Genomic DNA, 19,684 nt, shown 5'->3' with positions numbered 1-19,684 from the left:
ATAGCTCACCCAATTCTGCCGCAAAGTACGCTTGGCCTTGGAGGAAAGTCTAATTGCCCGCCATTGAATTGATCACAATACTGATTAATATAGCGATGGCTGATTGCTAAATCAGATATGCCCCAGCCCCTTGAGGGACTTTTAACAACGAAAACCCGTAACACACGGGATGGAGCGAGCAGATGCAGTACTTCCTCGACGGTTACCGCAGTGGCGATCCGCGAATTCACCCCCTGGCAGAAGGGCGCAGTGCCAAGCAGGGGCCGCTTCCCGAGGAGGTCGATGTCTTGATCGTCGGTACCGGCCCAGCCGGACTGCTGCTGGCCGCCCAGCTTTCGACATTCCCCGAGATTGTCACCCGCGTCGTGGAGAAGGCTGAGGGGCCGCTAGAAGTGGGGCGTGCCGATGGTATCGCCTGCCGTACGGTCGAGATGTTCGAGGCCTTTGGCCTGGCCCAGCGGTTGACCAGTGAGGCCTACTGGATTAACGAGACTCACTTCTGGGGCCCGGACGGCGGTGACAAGGCTCGGATCACTCGCCTCGGTCGTGTTCAGGACGTTCGCGACGGACTTTCCGAGTTTCCGCACGTGATTGTTAACCAGGCTCGACTACTCGACTTCCTGCTGGAATACATGCACAACTCTCCCAGCCGCCTGGGGGTCGACTATAGTCATGAGACGGTCAAGGTAGAAGTCCCCGAGGCCGCCGATGAGCGAGTCACCGTTATCCTCAACACGCCGGATGGCGAGGTCACCGTTCGGGCGAAGCATGTGGTCGGCTGCGACGGTGCGCACAGTGTCGTGCGCGATTCCATCGGTCGTGTACCGCAAGGCCACGGCGAAGACAAGGCGTGGGGCGTGATGGACGTGCTGGCGGTGACCGACTTCCCGGACATCCGCTTCAAGTGCACGATTCAATCCGCCGACGCGGGCAATATCCTGCTGATCCCGCGTGAAGGCGGCTATATGGTCCGGCTCTACGTCGACATGGGTAACATCGCCCCGGATGCCTGGCTGACCAAGGATGATGTGCTGGCCAAGGCCCAGGCGGTCCTGGCGCCTTACACCTTCGAGGTGAAGGAGACCGTCTGGTTCTCCGTCTACCGTGTCGGCCACCGGGTCACTGACAAGTTCGACGATGTCGATGACGACCAGATGGAGAGTCGCACGCCACGGGTCTTTATCGCCGGCGATGCCTGCCACACCCACACCGCCAAGGCCGGCCAGGGCATGAACGTGTCGATGCAGGACACTTTCAACCTGGGCTGGAAGCTGATCTCGGTGCTGCAGGGGCGCAGCCCAGCCAGCCTACTACACACCTACAATGCCGAGCGTCACGTCATCGCCGAGAATCTAATCGAGATGGATACCCGCTGGTCAAGGGCGATCGGTGCTGCGCAAGACGCCGACGACCCGCAGGCCGCCATGAAAGGCCTGGCTGAGGTGCAGCGCCAGTTTGTCACTAACAGTGAGTTCACCGCCGGGTTTGCCACCCACTACGCACCGGACCTGCTCACCGGTGACGATACCCACCTGCACTTGGCCACCGGCTTCCCACCCGGGCGGCGGTTCCATTCGGCCGAGGTGATCCGGCTCGGCGATGCCAGGCAGACCCATCTCGGGCATGTCCATCGCGCCGACGGCCGCTGGCGGCTCTACGCCTTCGCCGACATGGTCGACCCGAGAAGCCCGGGGTCGCGGTTTAACGCACTGATGGACTACCTTGCTAGCGACGCTTCGCCGATCCGTCGATTCACCCCACAAGGGGCCGATCCTGATGCGGTCTTCGATATTCACGGCATCATCCAGCAATCGCACCTTGAGGTGGACTGGGCCGATATGCACGATGTTCTTAAACCACATAAGGGCACCCTCGGCCTTCAGGACTACCAGAAAGCCCATGCCCCGGTGCTGGATACCGACCAGGATATCTTCGATCTACGTGGTATTGATCGTGGCGCTGGCGCGCTTGTGGTGGTACGTCCGGATCAATACGTCTCGCTTGTGCTTCCGCTCGATGGGTTTGATGAGCTTACCCAGTTCTTCTCAAACTTTATGACGAAGACTCGCTGAGAACATCCAAGTCAATTAATAGTAGCGATGTCTTCCTAGGTGACCATGCCCTTTCTCAACTATCGGTCTGGATACTAGCTCAGAAAACTATGTCGGTTTGCCCTATGAGTTGTTTGAGTAGTGCTTAGCCTTTTACCAGTTTTCCTCCTTGCTCAAGCATCTGCTTGGGCTTTTTTGTGCTTAAACACCATGAAATGTAGTGAAATTCTCAGCACTTTCTCGCTCGGTAATAAAGCCGTTTTCGGGTGCCTGCATGTCTTCGTAGCCCAGGGCTATGCCGCAGAGCAGTAGCGAGTTTTCATCCAACTTAAGCTCATCGCGAATAATTGAGTGGTACCAAGCAAAGGCAGCCTGCGGGCAGGTATGCAGCCCTTGGCCACGGGCGGCCAGCATCACACTTTGGATAAACATGCCGCAGTCCATAAAACTGCCGGTTTCCAGGCGACGATCCATCGTGATGAAAAGCCCTACGGGCGCATCAAACAACTGAAAATTCCTCCGCGCCTGGGCTTCGCGCTTGGCTTTATCGTCGCGGCCAATGCCCAGCGTTGCATAGAGACCAAAGCCACAGCGACGACGGCGCTCCAGGTAGGGTTCAAACCAGTTCTGCGGGTAGTAGTGATACTCAGGTGTATTGCTTTTGCCGTGATCAACGGCGTCTAATAACCGCTGGCACAGCTGGTCTTTAGCGGCCCCCGCCACCACATGCACTTTCCACGGCTGGATATTGCTACCGCTGGGCGCGCGGCTAGCAATCTGCTATGTGCATAATCGTTGCGCGCTCGACGGGGGTGACGAGATAACGACGCACCGATTTGCGGCTGGTGATGGCGGTATCTACATGCATGTGGCACTCCCTAAAAGAGTCGCGCGGTGCTTTGCCTTGCAACTACTCGCAGGTGGCTTACACCGGCAAAAGAGTTAGTTCATCTATTAGTTGTAAGCGATACGTCTCAATTTAAGTGAATATACCCTATCCCGTGCAAAATTTAAGGATGTGCCAACTTCCGAAATAGTCACTTATAAACTATTAACCAGTTGATTTTTTAAGCCTATAAAGAGATTCACGTTTTTAAATAAATGGCTCGATTAGGTATGCATATCAACCTGAGAGGTATTGGCGACTCGGCTCGTCAGTCGCAACACTCACCTGTACTGTTATTCCTCTGCAGGTAACTACCATGTCGCAAACCTCTGGGGCCGTTGTGCAAACGTCCTATGCGGAAAACTCGGCTTTTAAGCCGGTTTCTCTTGTACTGGGCATCCTAATTGGCCTGGGGGTAGATTTAATCGGTCAGTGCAACATAATGCACACTGGTAACTATCGGGGCATTTCAGAATGCCGAAGCAAGTATCAAAGACCAGGGGACTGACTTACCAGCAGCGCCCTCACTCGTTTAACGATGGCATGCCTCCCGTTGTGGCTGAGGAAAATCTTAAATTACTGTCCGGGATTAGTTGACCACTACACATCCACCAACTTCGAGCACGGACAACGAGTGCTCTTGCGCTAATGAGGCTGTAGAAAAACCGATTTCGAGCCGTCTCCACCATCTCTCGTCTTAATTTACTTACTCAGCCAGTCATCTGGTTGAGTAATCTTAATCTCGGCATTTAGCCACTTGAACGCCCAGCTAAAGCTTGTTGAAGACGGTCGTCTACTCTTAGAAAGCCACTTATCCCACTCTAAGCCCTTCATGACGCGGCCAAATGACCATAATTCGCTAACTTCTCAATATTATGCACCAAGCAGTAGAGCTGCCACTGACCTTGCACCTTTTTCTTACCCCGAAGGCTGAAACGGTTCAGTTTTTTCGTCGTGCCAATGTTACTGAATACAGGCTCTACGACTGACATGCGATGGCTGTAAATCTCTTTGCCCTTCGGGCTATCAACCCGATGCTTCATCCAGTCCGTGTAATTGGGTAAGCGTTTGTTCTCGATAATAAAAGACACTTGTCGACCAGCTCCCTTGCGATGGTCGGCAGAGCTCGGGTTCTGCATACAGTGGTATTTTTTTGGGCAGTGCCGACATTGCAGCAAACGCCCCTCGAAGTGCACTCGGGTCTGGCCATGATCGGTTTCCCGTTGACCTCTATAGGTCAACTTTTCGCCCGTTGGGCAGATACACGTTAGCTTTGCAGGATCAAATTGGAACGCGCTGGCTGGCATCGTCTCTCGCCAGCCTTTATCTGGTAAGTTCTGGTGGCGCTTACCGTATTTGCTTTTCTGGTCGGTAAATTTCGGATCTCGGCTGCGGAACTGATTATCGGGGATGTAGCCGTTGGTCTGTCGTTCGTGAAGGTACTTCATATTGGGTTTACTCGTCTCATCCATGAGACTCGCCTTCCGGGCCAGCCTGCGGCTGTTCAAATTTATTCCCGATAAATTTGTCATTGGCGAAACCGGTATCGGCGGTGACGACAGTCCCTTTTTGGTAGATGTTTTCCGCTATCCCCAGTTTCTTAAACCGGGCTTCGACCGTTTCCAGTACGGGCTGCAAAGTGTGGTGTTCCTGGCCTTCGCCGAAAGCCTGAGCATCAATGATGATCTGGTGCTTTTTATCCACCGTGGCGACGCCGTTATAGCCTTGGATCGTGACCTTGTTTGTCGTCATTTTGGCACTTTCGTTATCAGTGAGGTTGCTCTTCACTTCCTTGATTCGCTTCCCCCGGCCCGTCCTTGGGCTGTGCGTCTTTAGGAAACGATCTACTTTGTTCATGGCGGCATCTAGCGAGAGAATCGTCTTGGCCCGTCGGATATCCCGATCCAGATCGGCTTCCGTCTCGCCTCATCACGCGCGTAGTGCTCCAGTAGGTGATGCCGAATTAGGCCTCTCAGTTTCTCACGTTTCTCGTCCAATTCTTTGAACGTGCCAGACCACTCTTTTGAGGCATCGGAGGACATCTTGCAGCCATCAATCGCAAAGAGTTCGTTACCCAACAAGCCTTGTTCGTGGCACACCAGCAGCACTTGTTCGAACAGCGCTTCAATCTCATCGGCATGTCGACTGACGAAGCTGGCCAGTGTGGTGAAGTGGGGCACGGTATCGCAGGAAAGGGCTTTGAAAATAATATTGGTCTCGCAGCTCCACTGCATCTCGCGACTGGAAGTGATGCCTTGTGAGTAAGCAAACAGGATAATCTTAAGCAGGATAGCCGGATCATAGGCCAGCCGACCGGTCGCACCGTTGCGGTACTTGGGATGGAAAACGGATAAGTCGAGCTTGTGCTCGATCAGGTAGTGCACCGCGTGTTCAAAGGTGCCGGGTTGGAGTTGATCTTGGTAGTTAATCACCACCATGGCGTTCTGATCGTAGTTATAAGCTTTGAAGCGCGGCATGCTGACCACTCCTCGTCTATTTCCTCGATCCTACCAAAACTTAGCCGTCAGTGGGGTTTTTCTACAGCCTCAATGACCCACTCAAGGGCTCTAGACGTCAGTTAGTGAGTTGATCTCTCATCTCAAAGACTTTGCTGACGTTCAGGCGTGTTATTTTTTACTTGACTTTTAAACTTAGATAGCTAAGTTTGTTGTGTGAGTCCGTTATTAAAATTTAACATTTCATTTTGGCAATGAATTAATATTAACAATAATGAGGTTTTAGCTATGTTATCGCATGCAGACAACGATTTACTCTGTCGGGTAGAAGGCAACGCTCCGATGGGAAAAATCATGCGCAGCCATTGGCTGCCCGCGTGCTTATCAGAGGAAGTCAATGAAGCCGACGGAGTACCAGTTCGATTACGCTTACTGGGTGAAGATCTGGTCGCATTTCGAGACACAGATGGCAGAGTAGGGGTACTCGATGAGCGATGCCCTCATCGACGTGCTTCACTTGCTTTGGGGCGCAATGAAGAATGTGGGCTTCGGTGCCTCTACCATGGTTGGAAAGTTGATGTTGAAGGTAACATTCTAGAAATGCCCTCCGAGCCGAGCAGCTCAGGAATGACCGAAAAAGTTAAGCACAAAGCTTATAAAACACATGAGGCAGCGGGTTTTGTTTGGGTATACATGGGCGATCAAGAAAACGTACCAGAATTCGAAGCGCCGGTATTTCAGCCAACACCCGATACTAAAGTATCCATTGCAAAAGCCAAGATTGACTGCAACTGGGCGCAAATTTTAGAAGGTGCAATAGATTCAGCCCACTCATCTACGCTGCATTCCACAGATATGGTGCCAGCTCGTAAGGCATCGGCTGAAGCTGACGATGAAAAGTGGTACCGCCCTTCGACCGACCGGGCACCCAAGTTGCAATTGCAGAAGACACCGTTTGGTTTCCGTTACGCAGCTATTCGCCGACCCATAAAAGACGCCAAAACGCACGAATATATCCGTACCACTCTGTTTCTAGCGCCGTTCACTGTCCAAATCCCCCCGAACAATCGTTACGACGTAGCAATTTTACATATTCCAATTGACGACACACATACAGCGTTTCATTTCATCGCCTGGGGTAATTCCGCTACTACTCCAGATCGGGAAACTTGGCGCAAGTTTCTGGGCATGCAGATTGGCATTGACCTGGACGCGCAGTTTAACCGATTTCGGACTTTCGAAAACAATTATTGGCAGGATCGCATCCTGATGAAAACCGGTGAGAGTTTTACCGGCATTCGTGGCATTCCAAACCAGGATATTGCGATGTGGGAAACTATGGGTTCAATAGCAGATCGTTCTGATGACGTGCTGGGTGCAAGTGACGTAGCCATTGTGGAGTTTCGGCGCCAGATGGTTGAAGCAGCCAAAAAGGTGAGAGACGGTGGTCCAGTGATAGGTCGAGTGGAGCCACGGATTCCTCATGCTCATCTCAAATCCTTTGAAGGAATTGTCGAAAAGGGCACTGAATGGCGCGAGCTCGGCATGGCTGAGGAGGAGAAGACCCATCCTGATATGCAAAAATTAACAGAACAGGCAGAAAACGACGTATGAGTAAGCTGAATTTATCCGTAGCGGTGGGCAATTATGATCGCATTAGGGCTCTGGTGGACGGTGAAGTTCAGATTGATGGAGTTGACCCCGTTTTCATGTTGCATGACCCGGAGGAAATTTTCTTTCGAGCCTTTCGGCACGCTGATTTTGACATCACCGAGTTGTCCATGAGCAGTTACGTAGTAAAAACTGCTAACGGTGACTGCCCTTACATTGGGGTGCCTGTGTTTCCCTCCCGAGCGTTTCGGCACACCTCTATTTACGTGCGTACTGACCGTGGTATCAAAACACCCGCGGATCTGAAAGGTAAGCGCATTGGTTTACCAGAGTACCAATTGACGGCCAATGTTTGGGTGCGGCTGTTTCTGGAGGAAGACTATGGACTAAAACCGAATGATGTGACTTGGGTGCGTGGTGGTTACGAAGAACCTGGTCGAGTGGAAAAGATCAATTTGAATCTCACCCGGGGTGTAGAGGTAGAAAACCTGCCAGAAGGAGATACGCTCAGTGGCGCACTGGCCGCTGGCGATATAGACGCTGTAATCGGTCCGCGAGCACCATCCTGTTTTAGCTATGGGCACCCGCATGTGGGCTATCTCTTCAATGATCCTATGAATGAGGCCAAGGACTGGTATCGTCGCACTGGAATCTTCCCGATCATGCATTTACTTGGTATCCGACGAACTCTGGTAGAGCAGCATCCCTGGTTACCTTTCGCGGTGTATAAGGCATTCGAACAGTCCAAAAAAGAAGCGTTAACCCGGCTGTCTGACACCTCGGCCACCAAGGTCACTCTGCCCTTTGTTGAAGATCAGTTGAGATCCGCTCGCGCTTTGATGGGTGAAGATTTTTGGTCATATGGCTTTGCGCCGAACCGGGAAACACTCTCGAGGTTTTTAGCGCAACATCATGCTGAAGGGTTATCGAGCCGTCTAGTTGAACCTGAGGAACTGTTCCATCCCGCTAGCATGGAGAGCTTTAAAATTTAAGCGGAGTCAGTCATGCGGCGGTTAGTGGAAACAGGATCGATTCGGACTAAGGCCGCCGAGATTACAACAAATACAAACTAGCAATATCTGAGGTGAAAAAATGAAATCAACAATTAAGAAACCCATTGGCATCCTGGCTTTGTTGGCCACCACTGTAGTTTTTAACCCAGTGTCTGCACAGCCCTACAACATGAATGTCGCAGGTGCATCACCTGGTGGCTTATGGTCTTTGCTTGGCGCAGGGCTGGACAGTGCTATTCGCGAAGAATTTCCAGGCTCTACCATTACCTATCAGACGTCGGGTGGTGGAATTGCTAATGTGGCAGTTCTTCAGAGGGATGACGCGGACATGGGCTTGATTCATGACGCAGAACTGCAGTTGGCCAAAAGTGGTTCAGAACCTTTTCGCGAGCCTGCAGAAGACATTCGCGTTCTTGCATATTTGTATACTTGGGCTCCAATGCAGGCCTTTATTCGTGAAACCGTCGCAGAGAGTTATGGCATTGAAAGCCTAGAGGATATTGCCCGCTTACAACCGCCCATCACTATAGCCATTAATCGTCGGGGTAATGTTGCATCCAATGTCGCCATTGAGATGTTAGATGCCTTGGGTATAACCGAAGCAGACATCGAAAGTTGGGGGGGGCGGGTCATTTATGCGGCATCTGACGAGCAGATGAGCCTAATACAGGATCGGCGAGCCGATATGATTTTAAACAGCCTGTTTGTTAGGCACAGCTCTATTATGCAGGCGGGTAATAGTGTGGATTTGCGCATGCTGCCCATGACAGACGAGGACGCTGTCGCTCAAGTAACTGAACGGACGGGTACCATTCCGTTCACCATTCCGGAAGACACTTATGACTGGTCACCTAACGCAGCTACCACGGTGTCTCTAGGTGCTGCGCTGGCAGTACATGAGAGAATGGACGAAGAAACCGCCTATAATCTGACAAAAGCAATTTTTGCGAACTACGATAAGCTGCGTGGAGTGCACCCTGCTATGGACGAGTTGACTCCAGAAATTATGGCGTCTATCGAAGTAGTACCGTTTCATGTTGGCGCACAACGCTACCTTGAAGAAGCTGGTCTTCGCTGAAGCGGGATCTCATTAAATCAGTATAGAGGCTTTTTTTATGAGTTCCCTCCTAAACTTGCTGACGGAAACGGGGTCACGGCGTACTCTATCAGGTAAGCTAAAAATGGCAGTACATGGATGTGCTGCCTTGGTTGCGTTGGGTGTTATCTACACCACTACAATTGTATATATAGACCTGTTTGTGATGACCATAGTTTTTCTATCGGCCATTCTCGCCTTGCTGTTTATGACAATATCTCCAGGGCCTCTTGGAAGGATAGATAGACCAAGTATCATTGACTGGGTATTGGTGGCTGCAAGCATACTCGTTGGTATCTACTTCTACCTAGAAAGTGGTCGCATTTCTCAGCGTATTACGCTGTTGTTTCCACTAGAGACGCTTGATGTTATTGCGGCGTCTTTACTACTTTTGCTAACTGTAGAGGCCACTCGTCGAACGGTTGGTGTGGGCCTCACTAGTGTGGTGATGATTTTTCTGGTCTACAACCTCTGGGGACATGGTCTTCCCGGTGGCCTGGGTTTTAGAGAAGTCAGCTATCAGCACTTTCTTGATATTATGATGTTTACTAGTGATGGGCTTTTTGGTGTGCCGTTGCGTGTGGCTGCGACCTACGCCTTTCTGTTCGTCATGTTTGGTACTTTTCTTGCTAAGGCCGGAGGCGCAGAGTTTTTCTATAATTTGTCGTCTGCCATTGCAGGCCATAGAGTAGGAGGGCCTGCAAAAATTTCCGTTATTTCGTCAGGACTTTACGGCACCATGTCGGGCAGCCCAACCTCAGACGTAGTGACTACTGGATCTATAACTATACCCATTATGCAGCGCCTGGGTTACAGCAAACAACTTTCCGGTAGTGTTGAAGTTGCGGCCTCAACCGGTGGGAGCTTATTGCCTCCGGTAATGGGGTCAGCGGCCTTTATAATGGCTGAATATACTGGCATTGATTATCGCGATATAGTAATTGCGGGGATCATCCCAGCTCTCTTGTACTACCTATGTGTTTACACTCAGGTACATCTGCGTTCGCAAAAACTGGGGTTAAAAGGCATACCGGTAGACGAAACACCTAGAATGCGCCAAACCATGAAAAATGGCGGTTTGTTTATCGTGCCTTTGGTCGCACTTTCTATAGCGTTAGTGATGGGGTTTTCGCCCACTTATGTGGCGGCAGTCGCGACCGGAGTTGTTTTATTAGTGGCAGCTGTTAAACCCTCCACTCGCATGAGTATTGTGAAGATCTGGGGTGCCCTGGCTGAGACTACGCTCCGTATGGTGTCTGTTGTCGCGGCCTGTGCAGCTGCTGGTCTGGTAATAGGTGGTATTTCCATGACCGGGCTGGGTGGTAAATTTGCTGACTTAGTGTTTCTGTTGGCTGCAGACAGCACGGTGATGGTGCTGATTATATCGGCCATACTTGCCATTATTCTTGGTATGGGAATGCCGACACCTTCGGCATTTATTCTGGCGGCAGTGTTGGTCGGCCCGACTTTGGCAAGTCTTGATTTCAGTGTTCTGCAAAGCAATATGTTCATTCTGTACTTTGCTGTACTGTCAGCCATGACACCACCGGTAGCAGTAGCAGCATTCGCCGCGGCTGCTATAGCGGATGCTAAACCGCTGGAGATCGCCACGGGAGCAGTACGTCTGGCTATTACCGCATTCATCGTGCCGTTTGCCTTTGTATATGGTGACGGCCTGCTAATGGTCGGAGATTGGGACACCATCCTAGTATCCTGCGTGACGGCAGTGATCGGGGTAATATTGCTAAGCTTAGGTGTTGAAGGCTACTTACGAGATAAGTTGGCAGCGCCTGCTCGCTGGTGTTTTGTTGGTGCTGGACTACTGTTTATTTTCCCGAGTTGGTTCGCCATAGGTGGAGCTGTAATTCTTGCCATTGGTGCCTGTCTCTTTACCCCCCACCTCCGTGCAGCTATAAAGCCGGTACATTAAGGCCCAAGTATTCCCCCATTTACCTATGTCTCAAGGGTAATGGGGGCTCTATATGCTTGCTCATGCCAAAGGAGTAACGAGTGTCTGATCCTCTGTTGGCAGTTTGGTTCTCATTGTTGTCAGCATTTATGTTTGGGGCAACGTTCGTCGTGGTTCGTATAGGGGTACACAATGCGTCGACCATGACCTCTATTTGGATCAGTCTGACCGTAAATGTGATATTGCTGTGGGGTTGGAGTGTGGTGGTTTACGGCTTACCTGCTTTGGATTGGTGGCAGTGGAGGTATTTTATATTGGCTGGCTTGTTTGCCCCTCTGCTTGGTCGAACATTTCAGTTTATGGGCATGGCACGGTTGGGCGCCAATATTACTACGCCGATTACCCTAACGCATCCGTTAGTGACGATGATGATCGCAGTCTCTATATTGCGCGAACCTATCTCGGGTACTGTCTTTTTGGGTGCAGGACTGGTATTAAGCGGTTCCACTATATTGGGCATGCAACGACAAAAACCTACTTCTGGTCAGCCAGTTCCACTTCGCCCACCAAAAGTTTGGCTTTTATTTCCGATAGCGGCGTCATTGTGTTACGGCATTTCCGTCGTGTTTCGTAAGCTGGGAATCGACGAGGGAATGGAAGCAGTGACTGCTGCTGCATTGACTGCAACAGCTTCATGGCTTTTGATTTCCGTATTTGGTATCGGTAGTCGTCGACTGCTAGAAATTCGCTGCTCCAAGATAGAGTTTGGCTACCTAGTAGCCGCTGGGGTATTTTCCAGCCTAGGGCCAGTATTCTTGTTTACAGCCTTAAGGCATGGAGAGCTGATCGTGGTGGCGCCACTGGCAGCAACTACGCCCCTGTTTGTTTTGGTGGGCACCTATTGGTTTATAAAAGACGGCGAGTTATTCACCCCTGGAGTAATCAGCGGTACTCTCGCAACGGTGATTGGAGTGGCCGTCATTACTGTATTTGGTTAGAGGTAAGTATTTACTCTTTAAATGAAGCGGTTCTGGCACTCGCGATCTCTGAAAATGTGAAAGCTGCGTTATTCGAGGACGTTGGGTGCGGAGATATAATGCGCAACTCATACCAGCAGACAAGGAAGCCACAGCCATTATCATTGCCAGGCAATCGGCTGTGCTGTGTGGCCAGCGCTGGGTCGAAGCCTTGTTTAAACAGTTGGAGCCCTCTGTGGAACTGGAATGGGTCTGCACAGACGGTGATGACTTAAAGAGTGGAAATACGATATTGCGATTATCCGGTAACGCCCGGTCTTTGTTGAAGGGGGAACGCACCGCATTAAATTTCTTGCAGTGCCTATCAAGCACAGCCACGCGATGTGCGGCATTGAGTGCCCTCATTGAAGGCGCACGGGCGACGCTGTTGGATACCCGTAAAACATTGTCGGGACTACGTCTGGCCCAAAAATTTGCTATGGTCTGTGGTGGTGGTGCGAGTCATCGCACGGGGCTGTACGACGGTTTTCTGATTAAGGAGAACCATATTGCTGCATGCGGTGGCATAGCTGAAGCTGTTGCCTCTGCCCGGCTAGTAGCGCCCGGAAAATCATAAAAGTCGAAGTGGAAACGCTGGAGGAGTTGGAACAAGCACTAGCAGTGAACACGTCCGTGATCATGCTTGACAATTTTAGCCTGGAGGACACGTATTCTGCGGTTTAGCGAGTCGCTGGCCGGTCAAAACTGGAAGCCTCTGGTGGGGTAACTGAACATAACTTGCGTGCGGTGGCTGAAACCGGAGTTGATTATATTTCGTTGGGCACTCTGACTAAAGACATTCAAGCTATTGACTTATCAATGTTGTTAACCTGCTAAGGATCTATGGGCGCCCCTCTATAGATCGGTTAGGCACCCTTTAGGCACATCTGTATTGCCTTCATTTAGCGAGCAGAATGTCACGAGCTTTTCTAGCACGCAACTTCCACAACTGCCAGGGACGATCCGCTTGCCCTTCTATGTTATTCATGGCAGTGGCGGCTTCTTCTTTGGTTAGAAACTCTATCTTACCCAGGCGACTGGCTTCGGTTTGAGCACGGGCGTTAACTTCAACATACACTGCTCGATAGACAGCCTTTTTGAGTGAGTCAGCCACGACCGTAGATCCGTGACCGCGCATCAGAATCAATGGGTGATCCGCTAGTGAATCTGCTAGAGCGGATCCTAGATGTTGGCTACTGATAAGTAAGTCTGTGGCATTCCCCCCAGCCTCGCGAATTTCAAAAATGGGTGCACCTTCACCAATGAAGCCGCTCATGTGACACATGGCACGCAGGGGATAATTTCGTAATACGCTAAATGGCACTACCGAGGCTGAATGGCTGTGTACAATGGACATTACATCGGGCCGTTTACGATAAATCTCACCGTGAATAAAACGTTCCAGGTAGGGTTTACGGTTATCATTTACTGCCTGGCCGTCCAGGTTAAATATCATCAGGTCTTCTTTTTCAACTAAACCTGGGGCACGATTGCGGGATAGGATAAATTGTTCAGGATTTTCAGGATGCCGCACGCTCACGTGACCGAACGCGTCAACAACTCCCTCATTGAATAGTATGTGGTTGGCGTCTACCAGATCATTTAATAAAGCATCCTGTTCGGGGGTGATATTGGGCATATTCAATCCTCTCAGGGCTTTTTTTAGTAGTACTGAACAAGACGCTTTAATTAGAGGCTTCTGTCAGTCAGTGTTTGTCCAGAAATTCATCTTGGGCCAGATTGTCGATCATCCGCAGTAGAACGCTGCGGGTTGCTTTCATCTCGTCGTAGGTAATTCCCTCCAGTGCCGTAGCGTTAACATCTTCCGCTAATGGGGTCAGAATATCTTTCAGAGCATGCCCTTTGGGACTTAGAAAAATGTGCACCTTGCGCCGGTTGCCGTTTAACTGCCGCCGCTCGATAAGACCTTTTTGCTCCATGGCCTTCAGCGCTGTGAAAGTGGTGGGTTCCATCACTCCAGCTTCATCGCTGAGTTCCCGCTGGCTTAGGCCTTCAGTTACCCACAGAATGCGAAGAAATGACCAATGACCAAAGCTTACATCGTGCTCAGCAAGCCTGGCCTGTAGACTTTTCGCCAATAACCGACCAGCGTCACGTACCAGATGCGCCATGCGGTCATCCGGTACATCGGTATGCCAGTGCCGCAAGACGCTCTGCGATTCTCTGACTTCTCGTTTTACCATGCGGTAGATGCCTTCGTGATCATAATTGAGAAAGAATACTTTGCTGGTGCCGCATTATAACTTCTTTTCGATCATTAGCCGATTGCAGTAGGGCAAAACATACTTCCATTGTGGCTAATCCCCAGGTTCCAGAGTGCACAGGCTCCTGATTGTCTTGAGCAGCCGCAATCAATTCATCTAGCACTTCCCTACGAGGAATGTGGGGAGGACTGAGAGGTATGGTAAAGCGTTTAGTATGACCAAATACCTCAATGCCTGATGGCGTAGGCCTTAGGTCACCAAGTTCACAGCTCACTATAAAATGGCCAAAGTGATTGTGACCAATACCTTTTAGGCTGGCATCTGCGAGAGTCTGGCCATCTCCGTAGGCCCGTCTGTTTTTCAGAGCAGCTTCCTGTGCCGGTGTATCGACAGTGGCAAGCAGGCTGCGAGCCTTGCCGTAATCTTTCGACGACTTTTGCTGGCCTAGCTCCCCCTGCCAATCTAGCCACTGATCAGAATCAAAATGCGCGTAGCCACTGTAAGTCATGTTTGCGAAGGCGCCGTTTGCGAAAGTCAGCAGTGCAGAGTAAGCTCCCTCGGTTGGCCGATTCGGATCCCAGCGTCCTGTGAGTGCCCGTACACTCTCTACCTCTCCACCACCAAGCAGACGTACAATGTCCACTTGATGCGCAGCCTGACTGAATACCACACCGCCGCCCTGAGCTGTGTTTAATTCTTCTGGTCGGCGGGGGCGGTACAAAAAATCAGTGTAATTGAAAGCTGTAATCATGCGCACCTGCCCCATTTCACCTGAATGAATAAGGCGCGCGGTTTCTCGATACGGGGTATCAAAGCTGTGGCTGTGGCCTACCAGCAACCAGCAATTAGCGGCTTGCATTGCGTCTACCATTGCTTGGCAGTCTGTCATCGACAAAGCCATGGGCTTTTCAACCAGTACGTGTTTCCCGTAGTGGGCTGCAAGTTCTACTTGCGTACGATGAAACTGATGCGGAGAGGCAAGGTATACGGCGTCTACGTCCGATCTTTGGCATAAAGCCTCAAAATTATCCGTGGTGAAGCCAGCAAAGTCAGATGCAAATTGGGCGCGCGCCTCCGGGCGAGGGTCTGCTGCTGCGGTGAGACGTATACCTGGATGCGCTGCTAGAGTTGGTAGAAGTAGCATGAAGCCTCGGCCCAGTCCAGCGATGCCGAGCCGTAACGGTGCGTAAGTCATATCTGAGCCTTAAAATCGTGGTAGTTCGATTTCAATTTCATCACCTTCCGCCCGTGAAACACATACCATGATCTGGTCTTCCTTTTCTTCCTCGGACAAAACTAGATCCCGATGATCGGCTTTGCCGGACAAAAGCCTAGAGCGACAAGTTCCACATGTACCGCTTTCACAAGATGATGGCACCTCATACCCGTTAGCCCGAAGCGCTTCTATGATGGTTTGTTCTGCCAGGACATGAACGGTCTCGTCAGTATCAGTAATTTTAACCTGGAAAGGTTTGTCGTTAGGTTGATGTGCCACTGCACCAGCGAAATCCTCAAAATGTACGCTGCTTGGTGACCAGTGGCCTGTCATGTCACGCACTTCTTCCATCAGCTCGCGTGGCCCGCAGCAATATATGTAGGCTCCCTTTGGCTGTTCTAGCACGGGCCAAAGATCGTAACGATTGCCTGAGCTGCATTGAGTGTGATGTATTACCACCTTGCCTTTGTATTCGGGTTGGGAAAACTCCTCTACATAGGCTGTATGATCTGAGTCACGGGATAAATAGTACAGTTTAAAAGGTATTCCACTTGACAGTCTCAGGGTCTGAATCATGGAGTATATAGGTGTGATACCAATGCCGCCCGCAATGAAAATGTATCGAGTTGGGTTCCCGGTCAGTGGAAAATCATTAGTAGGCTCTGAGATGCGCAGTCGCGTTCCAGCCTCAGCCTCATCACACAGGCTTTTAGATCCGCCTTCTCCATTTTCTTCCCGCTTGACACAAATAACATAGCGATCCAGAACATCTGGAGATTGGCTTAGCGAATACCGCCTTTCTAATCCATTGGGTGCTTCAATATAAATGTGTGCACCGGCATCGGGTTCTGGCAATTCGGTGTCATTTGTAGGCATTAACTCAAACTTAAAAATGCCGGCAGCAAGTTCAGTTTTGCTCACTACTTCGACAGGTATTGTTAGCTCGCGATTGGCGGCCATGAGGTACTCCCAAAATAATATTATATTTCTAAGTTTATTCAAAATACCTTAGCCCTGCCACTTTTTGAAGCCGATATATGGGTTAAGTGACAAAAATAATAAGGTGAAGCCTTGGCTGGCACTCCTCTCATCAAATTAAGTGATTATTTTTGGCTTTTTCGACGTTGGAGCGGGAGTTCGACCCCTGAGGTGGGCCAGATATGATTCCTCAACAGCAGTAGGTACGATATTGACGGCACTCATTTGCTGACTCTCGGGCTAGGTTGGGAAGCGCTCTGGGTTCTCAATAACCAGCACCTAGAGACTTCTGTATCGCCCCCTCGTCTGGATCTCTAGGTCGAGGCCGAGCACGGTAGTTTTACCCATGCTCGCGTGCCTCGCACGAAGTGTCCTGGACATGGCGTCAAACGCATTGGGGTGCCTTGAGTGCGGCCGGGTAGCGACTTCATTGAGCAAGCCGCCATGTCATTGGCTCAGGAGATACCTGTGCTGGCCGCCTCTCGGCAGTTGGAGATTTCCGGCAAGCGGTTGTGGCGCATTGTTCATCACTACGTGGGCTGCATGCTGGGGAGCTGAATCTGTCGGATGTGACCAACGTCGGTGTGGCCGAAACGCCGTCTCGTCGCGGCTATCGCTATGTAACGGTATTTCTCGAGGAACCGGTCGCCTTCGCCCTCCCTGGTTGTGGCAAGTATGCCATTAAAGCGTTCAGCGCTTTTTTGAATGAATAGCCTGTTTCAGGTGGCTTGTCACGTGCACGTTGCTATAGAAACGAGGCCAATTTCATTGCTATGACCTGCTTGATTGGCAGCCCGGTAAGCTGTCTGTTTGACTAGGCTAAATTAAATGAAGTAACGAAGAGCTGTTTTTCACGTCTCAATTAGTGCCGAGTACGAGGGTTTGCTTAAAACAGAAGCCAGTCCGCAGGATGGGCGCGTCACTGAAGTAGAGCTTACCGAGGCGGGCGAGGCAAAGCTGGATATTGCCAGGCAAGTTACTAGTCGTTTAGTGGAAAAAGCGTTTGCCGATTTCAGCAAGCAGGACATTGTTTATATCAATCAATGCTTAAGTAGAATGTTTCATAACCTAAACGCTCTTTAACGCTCATGGCCAAGCTGATCGCCTCGATAAAACTTGTCGGCAGGCTCTACGAGTCTCCTGTTTAGACGTTAAATAGTGAAGAGATTAACCCTTATAGCCCAAGCGCCTGCCTGGGCTTTTTTACGCTTAAATGCCACGAAAAGTCGTAAAGTTTTCCACGCTTTCTCGCTCGGTAATAAAGCCGTTTTCGGGTGCCTGCATGTCTTCGTAGCCCAGCGCTATACCGCAGAGCAGTAGCGAGTTTTCATCCAACTTAAGCTCGTCGCGAATAAGCGTGTGGTACCAAGCAAAGGCAGCCTGCGGGCAGGTATGTAGCCCCTGGCCACGGGCGGCTAACATGACACTTTGGATAAACATGCCACAATCCATAAAACTGCCCGCTTCCAGGCGACGATCCATCGTGATGAAAAGCCCAACGGGTGCATCGAATAAGTGAAAATTCCGCCGTGCCTGGGCTTCGCGCTTGGCTTTATCGTCACGGCCAATGCCCAGCGTTGCATAAAGACCAAAGCCACAGCGTCGGCGGCGCTCCAGGTAGGGTTCAAACCAGTTCTGCGGGTAGTAGTGATACTCAGGTGTATCGCTTTTGCCGTGATCAACGGCATCTAATAACCGCTGGCACAGCTGGTCTTTAGCGGCTCCCGCCACTACATGCACTTTCCACGGCTGGATATTGCTACCGCTGGGCGCGCGGCTAGCAATATCCAATATGTGCATAATCGTTGCGCGCTCGACGGGGGTGTCGAGAAAACGGCGCACCGATTTGCGGCTGGTGATGGCGGTATCTACATGCATGCGGGCACTCCTTAAAAGAGTCGCGCGGTGCTTTGCCGCTAGCATGCCGCGCGCATTAAATGATGTTATTGGGCGACCAAGTGACAGCGGCTCTCTTCCAGCGATTGGAAGGCCTCTTCACCCGGAATCGTGCGCAGTATTTCGTAAAGATCCCACTCGTTAGTGGAGGCATCAGGTGTTTTCACCCTGGCTAGGTACATATCATGCACCATGCGACCATCATCACGAATGTAGCCGTTGGTGGCGAACATGTCGTTGATGGGCGTGTCTTGCATCATGGCGCGAACGGTGGCTGAGTCGTCCGTGCCGCTCGCTTCAACGGCATTTAAGTAGTGCATAACGCTGGAGTAAACGCCTGCCTGTACCATCGTTGGCATTCGGCCAGTACGCGCATGATAGCGCTCTGCCCATTCACGTGAAGCCTCATTCAAATCCCAGTACCAGCCGGTCGTTAGTTGCATGCCTTGGGTGCTTTCTAAGCCCAGCGCGTGTATATCGTTTAAAAACACCATCAACCCGGCGAGTGACTGACCAGACTGTGCCAGGCCAAATTGCCCCGCCGTGCTGATCGCATTAACGGTGTCGGCCCCCGCATTCGCCAGCCCTACGATCTTGGCGCCAGAGTTTTGCGCTTGCAGCACATACGATGAGAAATCGCTGGTATTTAGCGGATGGCGCACGCTACCCAACACCTCGCCTCCATGCGCTTCCACGACGGCGGTAACGTCGTTTTCCAGCGAGTGACCAAAGGCATAGTCAGCGGTAATCATGAACCAACTATCACCCCCTTCTTCGAGTATCGCTTTAGCAGCGCCATTGGACATAGCATAAGTATCGTAGACCCACTGCACATGATTGGGCGTGCAATACTCATTGGTGATACTCAGTGCGGCGGCACCTGCCACCATGGCAAGCTTATCGTTTTCAGCCAGGAGCTGAGTGGCAGCGATTGTCACCGACGAGGCCACCATGCCTGCGACCATATCGACATTACGCTGGTCGATCCATTCACGTACGGTGTTGGCTCCCACATCAGCGCTGTTTCGGTCATCACCACTAAACACCACAATCGGTGCGCCGTTAATTTCACCGCCGTGATCTTCCACCGCCATGTTAAGCGCTTCCAAGCCACCAGGACCGGCCAAATCGCGGTAGGGCCCTGACATATCGGATAAATAGCCGATGCGAATTTCATTATCGCTGACGTTTGCCTGAGCGCTGCTGAACGCACTGGCAAACGCGATGCTTAGCGCAATGGCTAACGGTTGTTTATTTAGAGCAGACATAGAACCCCCAACCCCGTGCAAGACGAGGCAAATTGTTGTTATCGGTATGGGTAGTAACGCTGG

Annotated in this window: 15 protein-coding genes and 2 pseudogenes; 9 read left to right on the top strand and 8 right to left on the bottom strand. The window is 51.1% G+C overall.

All coding sequences use genetic code 11. The annotated features are described in order from the left end of the window. Positions 1-182 precede the first annotated feature (182 nt). Positions 183-2,072 (top strand): FAD-dependent monooxygenase, encoded by a 1,890-nt coding sequence (locus tag ACQKE4_RS14385; protein ID WP_290836592.1) that lies wholly within the window; start codon positions 183-185, stop codon positions 2,070-2,072. 180 nt (positions 2,073-2,252) lie between these two features. Here the strand turns inward: ACQKE4_RS14385 and ACQKE4_RS14380 are convergent, their stop codons facing one another. Beyond that, entirely contained in the window at positions 2,253-2,774 is a 522-nt protein-coding gene (locus ACQKE4_RS14380) for a nitroreductase (protein ID WP_290836591.1), read from the bottom strand. 993 nt (positions 2,775-3,767) lie between these two features. After that, positions 3,768-5,414 (bottom strand): annotated as a pseudogene (locus ACQKE4_RS14375) (transposase). Between the two features lie 267 nt (positions 5,415-5,681). Here ACQKE4_RS14375 and ACQKE4_RS14370 point away from each other — a divergent pair. From ACQKE4_RS14370 to nadC, 6 genes and pseudogenes are all read left to right on the top strand, one after another. After that, positions 5,682-7,007 carry a Rieske 2Fe-2S domain-containing protein gene (locus ACQKE4_RS14370; protein ID WP_290836587.1) on the top strand — a complete coding sequence of 442 codons (1,326 nt, stop codon included), beginning with the start codon at positions 5,682-5,684 and terminating at the stop codon, positions 7,005-7,007. Next, complete coding sequence (locus tag ACQKE4_RS14365; RefSeq protein ID WP_290836586.1) at positions 7,004-7,996, top strand: ABC transporter substrate-binding protein; 993 nt, start codon at positions 7,004-7,006, stop codon at positions 7,994-7,996. Before ACQKE4_RS14370 ends, ACQKE4_RS14365 begins: the two co-directional genes overlap by 4 nt. A 100-nt stretch (positions 7,997-8,096) precedes the next feature. Beyond that, entirely contained in the window at positions 8,097-9,095 is a 999-nt protein-coding gene (locus ACQKE4_RS14360; RefSeq protein ID WP_290836585.1) for a TAXI family TRAP transporter solute-binding subunit, read from the top strand. Positions 9,096-9,198: 103 nt separating this feature from the next. Beyond that, positions 9,199-11,043, top strand: a complete 1,845-nt coding sequence (locus tag ACQKE4_RS14355) for a TRAP transporter fused permease subunit (RefSeq protein WP_290836584.1) — start codon at positions 9,199-9,201, stop codon at positions 11,041-11,043. A gap of 80 nt (positions 11,044-11,123) precedes the next feature. After that, entirely contained in the window at positions 11,124-12,020 is an 897-nt protein-coding gene (locus ACQKE4_RS14350; RefSeq protein ID WP_290841669.1) for a DMT family transporter, read from the top strand. An 85-nt stretch (positions 12,021-12,105) separates the two neighbouring features. Further along, positions 12,106-12,875, top strand: a pseudogene (gene nadC / locus ACQKE4_RS14345) (carboxylating nicotinate-nucleotide diphosphorylase). Positions 12,876-12,936: 61 nt separating this feature from the next. Here the strand turns inward: nadC and ACQKE4_RS14340 are convergent. From ACQKE4_RS14340 to ACQKE4_RS14325, 4 genes are all read right to left on the bottom strand, one after another. Continuing rightward, positions 12,937-13,677, bottom strand: a complete 741-nt coding sequence (locus ACQKE4_RS14340) for a class II aldolase/adducin family protein (protein WP_290835559.1) — start codon at positions 13,675-13,677, stop codon at positions 12,937-12,939. Positions 13,678-13,744: 67 nt separating this feature from the next. After that, positions 13,745-14,242 (bottom strand): MarR family winged helix-turn-helix transcriptional regulator, encoded by a 498-nt coding sequence (locus tag ACQKE4_RS14335; RefSeq protein WP_290835557.1) that lies wholly within the window; start codon positions 14,240-14,242, stop codon positions 13,745-13,747. A gap of 19 nt (positions 14,243-14,261) precedes the next feature. Next, positions 14,262-15,458, bottom strand: coding sequence for a Gfo/Idh/MocA family protein (locus ACQKE4_RS14330; protein WP_290835555.1), 1,197 nt, complete (start codon positions 15,456-15,458; stop codon positions 14,262-14,264). Between the two features lie 9 nt (positions 15,459-15,467). After that, complete coding sequence (locus ACQKE4_RS14325; RefSeq protein WP_290835553.1) at positions 15,468-16,439, bottom strand: PDR/VanB family oxidoreductase; 972 nt, start codon at positions 16,437-16,439, stop codon at positions 15,468-15,470. Positions 16,440-16,865: 426 nt separating this feature from the next. On the opposite strand from ACQKE4_RS14325, the gene ACQKE4_RS14320 reads away from it, so the two are divergent. Together ACQKE4_RS14320 and ACQKE4_RS14315 are read left to right on the top strand one after the other, a co-directional pair. Beyond that, positions 16,866-17,015, top strand: a complete 150-nt coding sequence (locus tag ACQKE4_RS14320; RefSeq protein ID WP_290841668.1) for a transposase family protein — start codon at positions 16,866-16,868, stop codon at positions 17,013-17,015. 324 nt (positions 17,016-17,339) lie between these two features. Beyond that, positions 17,340-17,540 (top strand): MarR family winged helix-turn-helix transcriptional regulator, encoded by a 201-nt coding sequence (locus ACQKE4_RS14315; RefSeq protein WP_290836378.1) that lies wholly within the window; start codon positions 17,340-17,342, stop codon positions 17,538-17,540. 126 nt (positions 17,541-17,666) lie between these two features. Here the strand turns inward: ACQKE4_RS14315 and ACQKE4_RS14310 are convergent, their stop codons facing one another. Further along, the gene (locus tag ACQKE4_RS14310) at positions 17,667-18,335 is read right to left on the bottom strand and encodes a nitroreductase (RefSeq protein ID WP_290836379.1); all 669 of its coding nucleotides are present in this window, start codon (positions 18,333-18,335) and stop codon (positions 17,667-17,669) included. A 65-nt stretch (positions 18,336-18,400) separates the two neighbouring features. Then, positions 18,401-19,621 (bottom strand): ABC transporter substrate-binding protein, encoded by a 1,221-nt coding sequence (locus ACQKE4_RS14305; protein WP_290836380.1) that lies wholly within the window; start codon positions 19,619-19,621, stop codon positions 18,401-18,403. Between the last annotated feature and the right edge of the window lie 63 nt (positions 19,622-19,684).

Source organism: Halomonas sp. NPDC076908 (assembly GCF_050269715.1).
Classification (GTDB): Bacteria; Pseudomonadota; Gammaproteobacteria; order Pseudomonadales; family Halomonadaceae; genus Vreelandella.
This window is presented reverse-complemented; position numbering and strand designations above follow the sequence as displayed.

Coding starts and splice junctions, on each gene's coding strand:
- ACQKE4_RS14310 (WP_290836379.1), bottom strand. CDS start 18,335: ATGCATGTAGATACCGCCATCACCAGCCGCAAATCGGTGCGCCGTTTT.
- ACQKE4_RS14360 (WP_290836585.1), top strand. CDS start 8,097: ATGAAATCAACAATTAAGAAACCCATTGGCATCCTGGCTTTGTTGGCC.
- ACQKE4_RS14330 (WP_290835555.1), bottom strand. CDS start 15,458: ATGACTTACGCACCGTTACGGCTCGGCATCGCTGGACTGGGCCGAGGC.
- ACQKE4_RS14325 (WP_290835553.1), bottom strand. CDS start 16,439: ATGGCCGCCAATCGCGAGCTAACAATACCTGTCGAAGTAGTGAGCAAA.
- ACQKE4_RS14385 (WP_290836592.1), top strand. CDS start 183: ATGCAGTACTTCCTCGACGGTTACCGCAGTGGCGATCCGCGAATTCAC.
- ACQKE4_RS14355 (WP_290836584.1), top strand. CDS start 9,199: ATGGCAGTACATGGATGTGCTGCCTTGGTTGCGTTGGGTGTTATCTAC.
- ACQKE4_RS14365 (WP_290836586.1), top strand. CDS start 7,004: ATGAGTAAGCTGAATTTATCCGTAGCGGTGGGCAATTATGATCGCATT.
- ACQKE4_RS14305 (WP_290836380.1), bottom strand. CDS start 19,621: ATGTCTGCTCTAAATAAACAACCGTTAGCCATTGCGCTAAGCATCGCG.
- ACQKE4_RS14370 (WP_290836587.1), top strand. CDS start 5,682: ATGTTATCGCATGCAGACAACGATTTACTCTGTCGGGTAGAAGGCAAC.
- ACQKE4_RS14340 (WP_290835559.1), bottom strand. CDS start 13,677: ATGCCCAATATCACCCCCGAACAGGATGCTTTATTAAATGATCTGGTA.
- ACQKE4_RS14335 (WP_290835557.1), bottom strand. CDS start 14,242: ATGGTAAAACGAGAAGTCAGAGAATCGCAGAGCGTCTTGCGGCACTGG.